The organism is Burkholderia sp. Ac-20349 (assembly GCF_017104865.1).
Lineage (GTDB): Bacteria > Pseudomonadota > Gammaproteobacteria > Burkholderiales > Burkholderiaceae > Burkholderia > Burkholderia aenigmatica.
Genome location: NZ_JAAGPM010000003.1, coordinates 68,416 through 80,781 on the forward strand (window position 1 = coordinate 68,416; position 12,366 = coordinate 80,781).

11 protein-coding genes are annotated in these 12,366 nt (G+C 66.1%); 2 read left to right on the forward strand and 9 right to left on the reverse strand.

The window, feature by feature from the left end; all coding sequences use genetic code 11:
• The 8 genes from G3N61_RS02065 to G3N61_RS02100 form a co-directional block, all read right to left on the reverse strand.
• The gene (locus G3N61_RS02065; RefSeq protein ID WP_205821281.1) at positions 1–747 is read right to left on the reverse strand and encodes a DUF4123 domain-containing protein; all 747 of its coding nucleotides are present in this window, start codon (positions 745–747) and stop codon (positions 1–3) included.
• A 9-nt stretch (positions 748–756) separates the two neighbouring features.
• Complete coding sequence (locus tag G3N61_RS02070; protein WP_205821284.1) at positions 757–3,228, reverse strand: type VI secretion system Vgr family protein; 2,472 nt, start codon at positions 3,226–3,228, stop codon at positions 757–759.
• A gap of 222 nt (positions 3,229–3,450) precedes the next feature.
• Positions 3,451–4,476, reverse strand: coding sequence for a GTP-binding protein (locus tag G3N61_RS02075; protein ID WP_205821286.1), 1,026 nt, complete (start codon positions 4,474–4,476; stop codon positions 3,451–3,453).
• A 2-nt stretch (positions 4,477–4,478) separates the two neighbouring features.
• The gene (locus G3N61_RS02080) at positions 4,479–6,146 is read right to left on the reverse strand and encodes an amidohydrolase (protein ID WP_205821287.1); all 1,668 of its coding nucleotides are present in this window, start codon (positions 6,144–6,146) and stop codon (positions 4,479–4,481) included.
• Between the two features lie 36 nt (positions 6,147–6,182).
• Entirely contained in the window at positions 6,183–7,577 is a 1,395-nt protein-coding gene (locus tag G3N61_RS02085; RefSeq protein ID WP_043184007.1) for a sodium:solute symporter family protein, read from the reverse strand.
• Between the two features lie 83 nt (positions 7,578–7,660).
• Positions 7,661–7,858, reverse strand: coding sequence for a DUF3311 domain-containing protein (locus G3N61_RS02090; RefSeq protein ID WP_205821288.1), 198 nt, complete (start codon positions 7,856–7,858; stop codon positions 7,661–7,663).
• Between the two features lie 238 nt (positions 7,859–8,096).
• Positions 8,097–9,218, reverse strand: coding sequence for a Fic family protein (locus G3N61_RS02095; protein WP_205821289.1), 1,122 nt, complete (start codon positions 9,216–9,218; stop codon positions 8,097–8,099).
• Positions 9,219–9,312: 94 nt separating this feature from the next.
• Positions 9,313–10,230 carry a LysR family transcriptional regulator gene (locus tag G3N61_RS02100; RefSeq protein ID WP_205821290.1) on the reverse strand — a complete coding sequence of 306 codons (918 nt, stop codon included), beginning with the start codon at positions 10,228–10,230 and terminating at the stop codon, positions 9,313–9,315.
• Positions 10,231–10,358: 128 nt separating this feature from the next.
• Here G3N61_RS02100 and G3N61_RS02105 point away from each other — a divergent pair, with 128 nt between their 5' ends.
• Both G3N61_RS02105 and wrbA read left to right on the forward strand, forming a co-directional pair.
• On the forward strand, positions 10,359–11,084 hold the full coding sequence (locus tag G3N61_RS02105; RefSeq protein ID WP_205821291.1) for a pirin family protein: 726 nt from the start codon (positions 10,359–10,361) through the stop codon (positions 11,082–11,084).
• Positions 11,085–11,145: 61 nt separating this feature from the next.
• Entirely contained in the window at positions 11,146–11,748 is a 603-nt protein-coding gene (gene wrbA / locus G3N61_RS02110) for an NAD(P)H:quinone oxidoreductase (RefSeq protein WP_043184002.1), read from the forward strand.
• A gap of 96 nt (positions 11,749–11,844) precedes the next feature.
• Here wrbA and G3N61_RS02115 read toward each other — a convergent pair whose 3' ends face one another.
• Entirely contained in the window at positions 11,845–12,159 is a 315-nt protein-coding gene (locus G3N61_RS02115; RefSeq protein ID WP_043184001.1) for a hypothetical protein, read from the reverse strand.
• Between the last annotated feature and the right edge of the window lie 207 nt (positions 12,160–12,366).

Genomic DNA, 12,366 nt, shown 5'->3' on the forward strand with positions numbered 1-12,366 from the left:
TTACTCACTCGCAAGCTCATGCGACAGCTGTTGCCACGCGGCGTCAACCAGTTCATCGGTAGCGGAATGGTGGCCGTTCGCCGCAGCGGCGTTGAGAAACGAATCGGCCATGGACGGAAACCTAGAGGCCTGCCCCACCGAGAAACCTGAAAATCGGCGGCGTATCCGATCGACGATCTCGCTTCGATTGATGCGCGGCCATTGATCGACGCGCGGCCAGCCAAGCGACTGCCCGGCGGGATCGGATTCGACACCGGGGCCGTCGACGTGCCATATGTGACCCGCCCATGCGAACTGCCACGCCTGTATGGGACCCAGAAGCGCTTGCTGCTGGTCCGGACTGAAAATCGCCAACGCCAGGGCGAACACGCGCGGATCGTAGTGCCGCCAGAAAACAGGCTCGCCACCCGCATCCGGGCCGACCAGATAGCGCGCAATATGCGCGGCGACGCCGTCGATCTCAACGGCGCTCCTGATCCATGCGCAAGCAACAGGTGGGCGTTCGGCGTCGATTTCTTCATGCCAGTACCGCGTGACCGTCTGTTGGGCGTCCGGATCGAGCGAACCCAGATCAATCAGCCTTGGCATCAGTTCTTCGCGATGTGCCAGCACGCGCGGCGTGCAGGGACGCATATCCAGTGCAGCAAGATCGGGCGCATAGTCGAGCGTCGCCGGCTCGACCAGCAGATAGCCCGACGTGAGCGGTCCCGGCTGATCCACGGCGATTTGCATGGCGGGGGAAGACATGTTCATCCGTCAGGAGAGCGAAACCGACGCCTGACCGGCTTGCGCAGCGTCGCCCGCGACCGGTGCACACAAATCCGAACCCGGGAACTTCGCCGGCACACTCTGCGGCCCGACCGTATCGTGACTGCCGGCGTGAATCCTGTTTTCGCCGGGCGTGTAGCCCACGATTCCCTTCGCGCTGACCTCGAACTGGCTATTACCCGCGGTCAGGCGAATCCCCTGCTTGGCGGTGAGGTTGATCCAGTCCGTCGTGCTGATGATCGCGACAACCTTCTTCGCCAGCAATTCCAGCTCGTCGTTTTCCGCATGCACTTGCACCTTGCCGCTCGCGGCGATCAGCTTCATTCCCATCTTGTGGACGAACAGCGAGAACTTGTCCGACACGCTCGCGAAAAACGACTTGCCGGTCGCGACCGACAGGCTATCGCCGGCCGTGACGCCCACGTGCTGCCCACCCGTGACGTGCACCGTGGCGGGGGTCGTGACGGCAATGCCTGCCGCGCCGGCCAACAGCAGGTGCGCTTCGTCGAGCTCCGGGAAGTCCCCTTTGTCGCTGCTGCCCGTCGCCCCCGCACCCTGAATGCCGTCCACCTGCGATTTCAGCGCATCGGCAATCGGCGTCTGGTCCGCCCCGCTGTCCTGCGCCTGATAGTGCTGCGCGAGCTTGGCCGATTGCGCATGAAGCGTCTGCGCCTTGGTCAGGCGTGACGCTGGCTCACTCACGTCCGAGAGGTGCCCTTGCGCGGCAGGACGCACCTCGGTGCTGATGACCATGCCCTTGCCGGACCGGATCGCGCCCACCTGGTCGGTACGCAGTTCGAAGCCCTCGCCGCGCACATCCTTTCGACCCTGCCAATCCTCGATGCGGGTGATCTTGCCGAGCGAGAGCTGGCTCGCCGCATGGTCGGACCGAAGCTGCGCCTGAATGGCGTTCGCCGTATCGTCGAAAATCAGGTGATTGCTGCGGCCGCCCGATGCGTTGCCGTCGGCACCGTTCAGTTCCCGGCTGCGAATGCCCATCAGCGCATGCTCGTCCGGCAGCTTCCATGACGGCACGTTGCGCGCGTTCATCATGCGGCCCGTGATGATCGGGTGGTCCGGATTGCCGTCGAGCCATTGCACGATCACTTCGGACCCGATCCGGGGCAGCGCCGCCATCCCCTGGCCGCCGCCGGCCCAGCCGCTCGCGACCCGCACCCAGGTCGAATACTTGCCGTCGCGATCCCAGTGGAATTGAACCAGCACGCGGCCGTGTTCGTCCGTGTGAATGCTCGTGCCGGACTGACCGACAACGGTCGCTGTCTGCGGCGCGAGAATCTTCGTCTGGACGCTGTTGAAGCCGCGCCCGGGCCGCCATGGGGTCGCCTTGGGAACACACGTGAACGCGTTGCGGTATTCCGCCAGCACACCCGTGTCCTGCAGATAGTTGTTGGTCGCCACGTGCCGGACCGAGACGATCAGGTATTCGTCGTCGCGTTGCTCGCGGCTCAGCGCCGACCCGTAACGGTCCGTGAGCCTGAACCAGCGGCCCGGCTGCACGAAGCGATTGTTGCCCTTTGCATCGAAGCGCTTGATCGTCGCTTCGATTTCCTCCATCCGGCGATTGACGACCTGATAGCCGTGGTCCATGTTCCGGTAGCCGTACGCGCCGACATACTCGTTCCATTCGAGTGGCGGCAGCGTGGCGTCGGGGCTCAACAGGCCCGTTTGAACATGGGTCGGTGTCGGGGCCTTGAAGTCGAAACGGGACAGTTCCGCATGCGTCGACGTTGTCTGCTGGAATGGCGACCAGCTCAGAATGCTGTCCGCTTCCTCCGCGCCCATGCCATTGTGGAAGCGGATTTCATGATGCCTGCCGTCGATCGTGGGTGCGGGACGCGTCGGATCGGAGACGGTCAGCTTGTGCGACGTAGCCGTGTGCTCGTACCAGTACAGATAACCCGCGTGTTCCCAGCGCCGATGCACGTAGTTGTGGTCGTCTTCGTCGAACTGACAGGCCATCGTCATCGGCGGATCGTTCTCGCCGACCTTCCACGCCCACTCGGGCAATATGCCGTAGTCCTTAAATACTGTCGCCGTCTGATCGTGCAGATTCTGGTCGAGGAACAGGCGATTGTGCTTGCCGTACTTCAGATAGCGCAGCCAGGGCCCGACCTGCAGCTCGTAGAACACCCAGCCGCCGTCCGTGCGAACGTGCCGGAACGCGAAGATATGCCCATTGAAATATCGTTGCGTGCCGTCGCCGCGCAACAGGCTCACCGTCACGCGCTTGCCGATGAAATCCTTCGATTCGAGATGGTCGTTGTCCGACAGGATTTCGATCGTGTAAGCGAAATCCTTCGATAAGGATTCAACCCCATCGAATGCGTTCGGCAGAAGGATTCTGTAAGGCGCGTTATCGTCCGGAAAGCTGATCTGCACTTGCCGGTTGTGCTGCGGGCCCAGCGCAAGGTCTCTCAGGGCTTGTGCTGTGTTCTCCATTGTTCTTATCCCTTATCCGGGCGCGAAGTGCCGCGGGCCCTTCGTACGCCTGACGTGCGTCATCAAAAGTAGGGCCGGTCGATGCCCGTGCCCACCGCAACGTGCCGCGATAAGCTCAGACGTATACCACAAAGCCCTGCGAAGACCCACTGGGAAAATTGTTACGCAGATTGAAGGCGGATTCACGCCTTCCGTCACTCGGCATCGCTTATTACGGATGCCTTACTTGGTTGACTGGAAGCATGTCGGCGCAACCGTTTCGGCAGTCACGCTGCACTGCACGATGCCGTCGCGCAACACGGCCTGCGCAGCCGCGTCGATGATCCCGATGAAGACCATCACACCGTCCCCGTCGAGCGGAGCCAGCCCTTCGTCCTCCATCGATGAAAGCCGGATGCGCCGCGCCGCGACCTGGCAGACCCGCGTGGCGACCGCCCCTTTCGCATCGGCCACGCGAACGATGCCCTTCGCGCGCAGGATCGTGCGCGGCAACGCCTTCAGCCACGCGCGCAGCCGCGCCTTGTCGAGCACATCCGGCGCGGCGACGGTGACGCTCGCGAACGCCGGCATCGCGTCATGTCCGATCGGCCGGTGCGCACGCGCGATATCCGGCACGCTCATGCGATCGGGCACGGCTGCGTCGAACAGCAGCGCGAGCGGAATTTCGCCATGCCGCGCGGCAACGACGATATCGGTCGGCGCGCACGCGCGCACGTCGTCGAGCACCGCGTCGCGCTGTGCGGGCGCCACGCGGTCGAGCTTGGTCACGACGATCGCACCCGCGCCATCGAGCTGGCGCTGCGCCATCGCGCCGACGAGCGGATCGGCGAGCGTGTCGCGCCACGCAATCGCATCGGCGACGACGAGCACCGACGTCAGCCGGAATGCACCGTTCAGTAGTCCGATCTGTGCGATTTTCGCGGGATCGGCCACCCCGCTCGCTTCGACGAGCAGCAGTTCGGGCCGTACGTCGCGTGTCGCGACGCGCGTCAGTGCATCGACAAGCGCGCCGCCGATCGTGCAGCAGATGCAGCCGTTGTCGAGCTCGATCACGTCGTCACCACGCGCACGCACGAGCCGCGCATCGATGTTCACCGCGCCGAAATCGTTGACGAGCACCGCGATGCGCCGGCCATGCGGCGCCTGCAGGATCGCGTTGACGACCGTCGTCTTGCCTGCGCCGAGATAGCCGCCGATCACCGCGAGGTCGATCGGTGCACGCGCGGCCTCGGCGGGCGCAACCGGCATGCTCATCGCGGCGACCGGAACACGCGCCCGCCCAGCACGGTGCCCCACACGGCGAGTTCCTTCAGGCGCGCGGGCGCGCACACCGACGGATCGTCGTCGAGCACCGCAAAATCCGCGAACTTGCCGATCTCGATGCTGCCGACGAGATGATCCATCCGCAACGTATAGGCCGCACCGAGCGTGATCGCATGCAGCGCATCGTCGACCGCCAGCCGCTCGCCTTCGCCGAGCACGCGCCCGGATGCCGTCTCGCGCTGCACCGCGCACCATGCGGTAAACAGCGGATTCAGTGGCGTGATCGGCGCATCCGAATGCAGCGCGAACGGAATGCCGAGCCGCTGCGCGGAGCCGGCCGCATCCATCCGGTTCGCGCGATCGGGGCCGATGGTCTGGCTGTAATGCGCATCGCCCCAGTAGTACAGATGATTCGCAAAGAAGTTCACGCACATCCCGAGCGCGCGAACGCGCTTCAACTGCGCGGCGTCCGCCATCTGGCAATGCTGCAGCGTATGGCGATGATCGGGGCGCGGGTGGCGCGCGAGCAGCGTCGTCATCGCATCGAGCACGACGTCGGTCGCTTCGTCGCCGTTGGTGTGCACATGCAGTTGCAGCCCCGCGCGATGGAACGGCTCGAACACGTCGACGAGCTGTGCGGGCGGAATCAGCCACAGCCCGTTCGGCTGCCCGCCCGCGTAACCGGGCCAGCGCACGCGCGCGGTGAAACCCTGGATCGAGCCGTCGACGATGAACTTCACCGGCCCGAAATGCAGCTTGTCGGTATTGCGCTCGATCTCCGCGAGCACGCTGTCGGCCGAGCGGGCCGGATTGCGCTGCGGCGCGAACGCCGGCACGATCCGCACCGGGTAGTCCGGATCGGCGGTGACGTCATGCAGCGTGCGGTTACCGTCGGCCGACAGGTCGTTGACGAGATCGGTGGCCGTCGTCACGCCCGCGAGCTGCGCGACGCGCCCGAAATTCCAGATCGCGTGCGGTTTCTCGCTCGCGGAAATCGCCAGCTTGCCGCCGATCGTCTGATAGACCGGCAGCATCGCCGCGAACTCCTGCAGCTCGCCGGTCGGGCGGCCGTCGGCATCGCGCGTCACGCCGTCGATGTCGGTGTCCTCGTCGATGCCCGCGCGCGCGAGCATCGCGCCGTTCACGTTCATCAGATGCACGCTCGCATGCAGGATCGCGATCGGCCGCTGCGCCGACACGCGATCGAGCTCGCGCGTCGTCAGCCGCGCCGTGCCGAAGAAGATCGGATCGAAGCCCCACGCGAGCAGCGGCCCGTCGTCGGTCATCGCGCGCTCGGCGGCGGCGAGCCGTTCGAGCACCGCGTCGAGCGAACGCAGCCCCGGCCACAGCGTGCCGTCGGGGCCGCGACGATCGTAGTAGCCGACGTAAACGGCGTCCCACATCGCACCTTCCATCAGGTGGCAATGCCCTTCGACGAGCCCCGGCATCAGCACCTTGTCGCGCAGCGTGTCGTCGGTCGTATACGCGCCGAACCGCGCCTGCCATGCGGCCGCGTCGGCGGCGTCGCCGACCGCGAGGATGCGTCCGTCGCGCACGGCGACGTGCGTGGCCGACGGCTGCGCCGGGTTCATCGTCAGGATGCGGCGCGCCGTGAACACCGTCACGGGTGCGGCCGGGATTGCGGATGCTTGCATGGGATGCGGTTCTCCTTGCGGCGGCACGCCGCTGGTTCAGGATACGGCGTATTGCTTCACCGGACGGCCGTGCAGCATCACATGCACGGCCGCGACGACGAGCACGTTGACGACGAGGCACACGAGGCCGAGGTTGATGCCGCCGAAGTCGACATGGAACACGTAGAAGATCATCGCGAGCACCTGGCCGCAGATCATCCCGGCCCCGACCGCGACAGGCCGCACCTGGCGCCCCGCAAGCAGGATCAACACGCCCGGCAGGAACTGCGTGACGCCGTAGTACGTGGTGTTGATCAGCGTGAGCATCAGGTTCGGCGTCAGCAGCGTGGTCGCGATCGACAGCAACAGGTAGCCGACGATCACGTACTTCGCCGCACGCTTCTGGCGCGATTCGGGCAGGTTCGGCATCAGGTTGCGCGTGACAATCGGCCCGATCGCGAGGCAGATGCCGGCCAGCACGAGCAGCCCCGACAGCGCGGCGCCGGCCGCGACGAGGCCGATCAGCCAGCCGGGCAGCAGGTGCGTGACGGCGGCGAAGAACGCATCGTTCGGCGACGCAAGCGTCAGGTTCGCGGTGATCGCGTAGTACGACGCGATCACGAGGAACGGATACATCAGCATGTACAGCGGCATCACGACCTGCGTGCGGCGAATCGCGTTCGGCCCGCGCGCAGTGAAGAAATTCTGCGCGGCGAACGGCATCAGGTAGAAGCCGAGCGACTGGAACAGCATCGTGCTCATCGAGAAGCGCAGCTGCGATCCGCTCATCGTGTTACTGACCTGCCGGCTCGCGGCGTCGAACACCGGATGCACGCCGCCGACCTGCCACGCGACGGCCACGCCCGTCACGACGATCGCGAGCAGCATCAGGATGTCCTTCAGGATCGCGATGTACGCCGACGCGCGCACGCCGGAGATCGCGATATAGGTGAACGCGAGCGCCGCGCACACGAGGATCAGGTACAGCGGCTCGACATGCCAGCCGAGCCCCTTCAGCGCCGCGACGAGCCCGGTGAACTGCAGCTGCCCCCACGGGATCAGGAACAGGATCGATGCGCACGCAACGACCAGCTCGAGCCCGCGGCTGCGGTAGTGGCCCTTGAACAGGTCGGGCAGCGTGATCGCGTTGTGACGCTTGCCGGCCTCCCAGATCTTCGGGCCGACGAAATAGCCGATCGGGTAGGCGAGCAGGATATAGCCGAGGAACCACACGCCATAGGTCGGCCCCTTCGCGTAGATACCGCCGGGGAAACCGACCATCGTGCCGATGCTGTAGATCTCGCCGGCGGTCAGGAAGAACACGAGCGCCGTGCCGAACTGGCGCGATGCGACGAAGAAATCATGCACGCTCTGCTTGCCGCGGCCACGGCCGGATCGGATGGCGAGATAGAGCGACAGCGCGATCAGCGCGGCGAAGACGACCGTTGACATGCGCACCTCTGCGAAAGAACGGAAAGCGTAGGGTTCGCCGGAAAGCGCGGGCGGCCGGCGGTCCGCGGAACAGCGGATGCGCGCTAGGCGGCGCCGCTCGCGCGGCGGTCGAACAGCATCCAGCATGCGAACAGGCAGCCGGAGGTCAGCACGAACCACCCGAAGATCCACATGAAGATGAACGGCACGCCCAGCACGTAGCGGTCCTGTGCGGCCACCCAGGGCAGCAGGCCCATCACGCCGAGATACGGAATACCGATGCCGATCAGATACCTGAGCATGCGTGTCTCCTCGAAAACGGGTTCGTGCGGAAGGGTCGTACGCGGGGCGGCAGATGTCGCCTGTACGACATCCGGCGTGGAATCCAGTATTCGAAGACAAAAAGGCGCGGGATAGTGCCAGACGCGGGCAATCGCTTGGGCCAGCGGCCTGCTGGCCGGTGATTGCGAAAATGGTCGAAGCGGCCACGCGCCCCGCGCCGTCACGCTCGACGCTTGCCGGTCACGACACGCGCCGGTGTCAGCCGTCGAACGGCGCCAGCTCGTAACTCGTGCTGCGGCCGCCGGACGACGAGCGACGCAGCACGCCGCGCTCGACGAGCTCCGTGATGTCCCGCAGCGCCGTGTCTTGCGAGCACTTCGCGAGCGCCGCCCACTTGGTGCTCGTCAACTTCCCCTCGAAGCCGTCGAGCAGGCGATTCATGACCTTGACCTGACGTTCGTTCATCGCGAAGCCGGCACTGCGCTGCCAGAAGCGCGCCTTGACCAGCACCGCATCGAGCGTCGTGTGCGCATGATCGATGGCCCTGCCGAGCGCGGTCAGGAACCACACGAGCCATTCCGTGACGTCGAGCGTGCCGCGCTGCGTACGCTCGAGCACGTCGTAATACGCGTTGCGCTCGCGCTGGATTTGCGCCGACAGGCTGTAGAAGCGTTGCGGACTCCGGTCGGCGCGCGCCAGGACCAGATCGCCGAGCGCGCGCGCGATCCGGCCGTTGCCGTCGTCGAACGGATGGAGCGTGACGAACCACAGATGGGCCAGGCCAGCCCGGATCAGCAAGGGCTCGACCGGCGCGGCATTGAGCCACGTGAGAAAGCGCGCGATCTCGCCAGTCAGGCGCGCGGCGGGAGGCGCTTCGAAATGCACGCGCTGCCGGCCGATCGGCCCGGACACGACCTGCATCGGCCCGCTTGCATCCGTCCGCCACGCACCGACCGTGATGCGCGACATCCCCGAGTAGCCGGTCGGGAACAGTGCCGCATGCCACCCGAACAAACGGGCGTCCGTGACCGGCGCCGCCGCGTGGGTCGTTGCGTCCAGCACCATGTCGACCACGCCTTCGACATGGCGATCGACCGGCGCCAGCGCCCCGATGTCGACGCCGAGCCGGCGCGCAATCGACGACCGGACCGATGCCACGTTCAGGCTTTCGCCCTCGATGGCGCTGGTCTTGACGACGTCCTCCGTCAGCGCGGCGAGGCTGGCCTCGTCGCGCAGCGCCAGGCCGACATCCGCCAGCCGCCCGGCCAGCATGCCTTGCGCACGGCTGACATCGGCGAGTGGCGTCGCCAGCGCCGGGAGGTCGAAGCGCCACGCGGGCCAGTCGGCCGACTCCCAGATGTAGGTGTAATCTCCGCTCATGATGCGGAGATTATCTCACCCATTCACCGCACGGCTCAATATTCTCCGCAATTTTTGCGGAGAATAACATCGCCATTCCCCGCAAACCCGCCCGTTACCGTGCCCGGCCGGCCCCGCCCTTCGCCGCCGGCGCAGCCTCCCCGAGCCGCTCCGCGAGAAACGCGATGAACGTGCGCAGCGTGACGAACCCTTCCCGATGCTGCGGGAACACCGCATTGAGCGTGATCGGCGGCGGCGCATACGCGTCGAGCACCGGCACGAGCGCGCCGCTGTCGAGCGCCGCGCCGACGATGAAGTGCGGCAGCAGTGCGATGCCGAGCCCTGCGATCGCCGCGTCGCGCACCACTTCGCCGTTGTTCGCGACGAGCGGCCCCTGCACGTCGAAGGTGCGCGGCGTGCCGTCGATGCGGAATTCCCAGCCAACCCGCCGCTCGCGCCCGTACAGCAGGCACGTATGGCCGGCGAGATCGGCCGGCGTCGCCGGCGCGCCCTGCCGCTTCAGATAGGCGGGGCTCGCACACGCGATCATCCGCCACGCGCCGAGCGAGCGCGCGATCAGCGTCGAATCCTCGAGCGAGCCGATCCGCAGCACCAGATCGAAGCCCTCGCCGATCACGTCGACGCGCCGGTCGGTCAGGTCGAGGTTCAGCCGCACGGCCGGGTGCGCGGACAGGAATTCGGCGATCAGCGGCGACACGTGCGTGATCCCGAACGACAGCGGCGCGCTGATCTTCAGCGACCCGTGCAGCTCGGTGCTGCGCACCGACATCGCCTGCTCGGCGTCGGCGATCTCCGCGAGGATCCGCTGCGCGCGCGCATAAAACTCCTGCCCCGATTCGGTCACCGCGAGATTGCGCGTGTTCCGATGCAACAGCCGCACGCCGAGCGACGCCTCCAGCGCCATCGTGCGCCGGCTGACGAACTGCTTGGACAGCATCAGTTGATCGGCCGCCGCCGTGAAGCTGCCCGCATCGACCGTCGCGACGAAGATCCTCAGATCGTTGAGTTCCATATTGTCCACTCCATAGCGACAGTCATTATCTCCTCAGTCATTTATTTGTCAAATCGATTGACCTAAGATGCTTCTCAACGAACAGCCGCGCCCACTTCCGAGGTTCGGCGTCTTGAAGGACAAAAATCATGATCGAAATCCGTGCAGCAAACCAACGTGGCCGTGCGGAGCATGGCTGGCTCAGCTCCCGTCATACGTTTTCGTTCGCGAACTACTACGATCCGAAGCAAGTCGGCTTCTCCGACCTGCTGGTGATCAACGACGACCGCGTCGCGCAGGGCGGCGGCTTCGGCACGCACCCGCACCGCGACATGGAAATCCTGTCGTACGTGCTCGAGGGCGCGCTGGAACACAAGGACTCGATGGGTACCGGGTCGGTGATCGTGCCGGGCGACGTGCAGTTGATGAGCGCCGGCACCGGTGTGCGCCACAGCGAGTTCAACCACTCGAAGGAAGTGCCGGTTCACTTCCTGCAGATCTGGGTCGGGCCGGCTGAAAAAGGTGCGGAGCCGCGCTATCAGCAGACGAATGTCACGGCCGGCGACAAGCGCGGCAAGCTCGCGCTCGTCGTATCGCCGACCGGCGACGCCGGTTCGCTGCAGATCCGGCAGGACACGCGGATCTATGCGGGCCTGTTCGACGGCGATGAACGCGCGACGCTGGAACTGGCGCCGAACCGCTTTGCGTACGTGCACGTGGCACGCGGCAGCGTGACGGTCAACGGCGTGACGCTCGGCGAAGGCGACGGCGCGCGTGTCCGCGACGAACAGGTGCTGACGTTCGCCGACGGGAAGGATGCCGAAGTGCTGGTATTCGACCTGCGTCCGGTCGAAGTAACGGCCGAGTGGGCATAAAGCCCGTTCGGGAAACCGGGCCCCGCTGAACGCGGGGCCCTTTTAATCGGAGATTCGCAAGATGGCCAAGGTACTCGTTCTTTACTACTCGTCCTACGGGCACGTCGAAACGATGGCGCAGCACATCGCGGAAGGCGCGAAATCGGTGGCGGGCGTCGAGGTCACGCTCAAGCGCGTGCCGGAAACGATCCCCGCCGACCAGGCCCGGGCAATCGGCGTGAAGGTCGACCAGGCTGCACCGGTCGCGACGGTGGACGAACTCGCCGACTACGATGCGATCATCTTCGGCACGCCGACCCGCTTCGGCAACATGGCCGGCCAGATGCGCACGTTCCTCGACCAGACCGGCGGCCTGTGGATGAAGGGCGCGCTCGTCGGCAAGGTCGGCAGCGTGTTCGCGTCGACCGGCACGCAGCACGGCGGCCAGGAAACGACGATCACGTCGTTCCACACGACGCTGCTGCACCACGGGATGGTGATCGTGGGCGTGCCGTATGCGTGCAGCGGCCTCGTCAACATGAACGAAATCACCGGCGGCTCGCCGTACGGCGCGAGCACGCTCGCGGGCGCGGACGGCAGCCGCCAGCCGAGCGCGAACGAGCTCGACATCGCGCGCTACCAGGGCAAGCACGTCGCGGAAATCGCGAGCAAGCTCGCGTCGTAACGCGGCGGCCCGACCGTTCGGGCGGCCCCGCACACATGCAAACGGCGCCGGTCGATCCGGCGCCGTTTGCGCTGTGCCGGGGCCCGAACCCGGCCGTTACTGGCCCGACGCCGGCGCGGCCGGCGCCGCCTTCGTCGCCTTCGTCGCGGGCGCCTTCTGCGCGGCGTTCTGCGGATAGTTGCTCTGGTCGTTCGTCAGCCGGTAGCCGCTACCCGTGCCGATCGCCTTCAGGTCCGACGCGTGCCGTGCCCGGGCGGCCTTGCGGGCCGCCTTCTTCTGCGCCTTGTCGACCTGCTTCTGCGTCGGCGCGGACGCCTGATCCTGCGCGTATGCCGCCGGCGCCGCGGTCAACAGCAGACCGAACGACGCCGTTACTGCTACTGCCACCGAAACCACGCGAGACTTCTTCATGGCCGGATCTCCTTGTCGATTGTTGGTTGTGGGTCAGACACCGGCGCGCACGCGACCGCTTGCGACATCGGAGCCGATGCAACGTTAGCCGATCAGTATGCACTTGTCCGTGTGCGTTCCTGAATTCTCCCGATAACGGCCACGATACATGCGCACCGCGTGCGCCGCCGTTCCGGCACCGCGCGTGCGCCATCAGGGAAACCGATA

Bases quoted from the DNA above. Each gene is read 5' to 3' on its own strand.
- G3N61_RS02080 (WP_205821287.1), bottom strand. From the start codon at position 6,146: ATGCAAGCATCCGCAATCCCGGCCGCACCCGTGACGGTGTTCACGGCG.
- G3N61_RS02090 (WP_205821288.1), bottom strand. From the start codon at position 7,858: ATGCTCAGGTATCTGATCGGCATCGGTATTCCGTATCTCGGCGTGATG.
- G3N61_RS02100 (WP_205821290.1), bottom strand. From the start codon at position 10,230: ATGGAACTCAACGATCTGAGGATCTTCGTCGCGACGGTCGATGCGGGC.
- G3N61_RS02065 (WP_205821281.1), bottom strand. From the start codon at position 747: ATGTCTTCCCCCGCCATGCAAATCGCCGTGGATCAGCCGGGACCGCTC.
- G3N61_RS02070 (WP_205821284.1), bottom strand. From the start codon at position 3,228: ATGGAGAACACAGCACAAGCCCTGAGAGACCTTGCGCTGGGCCCGCAG.
- G3N61_RS02075 (WP_205821286.1), bottom strand. From the start codon at position 4,476: ATGCCGGTTGCGCCCGCCGAGGCCGCGCGTGCACCGATCGACCTCGCG.
- G3N61_RS02105 (WP_205821291.1), top strand. From the start codon at position 10,359: ATGATCGAAATCCGTGCAGCAAACCAACGTGGCCGTGCGGAGCATGGC.
- G3N61_RS02115 (WP_043184001.1), bottom strand. From the start codon at position 12,159: ATGAAGAAGTCTCGCGTGGTTTCGGTGGCAGTAGCAGTAACGGCGTCG.
- G3N61_RS02085 (WP_043184007.1), bottom strand. From the start codon at position 7,577: ATGTCAACGGTCGTCTTCGCCGCGCTGATCGCGCTGTCGCTCTATCTC.
- wrbA (WP_043184002.1), top strand. From the start codon at position 11,146: ATGGCCAAGGTACTCGTTCTTTACTACTCGTCCTACGGGCACGTCGAA.
- G3N61_RS02095 (WP_205821289.1), bottom strand. From the start codon at position 9,218: ATGAGCGGAGATTACACCTACATCTGGGAGTCGGCCGACTGGCCCGCG.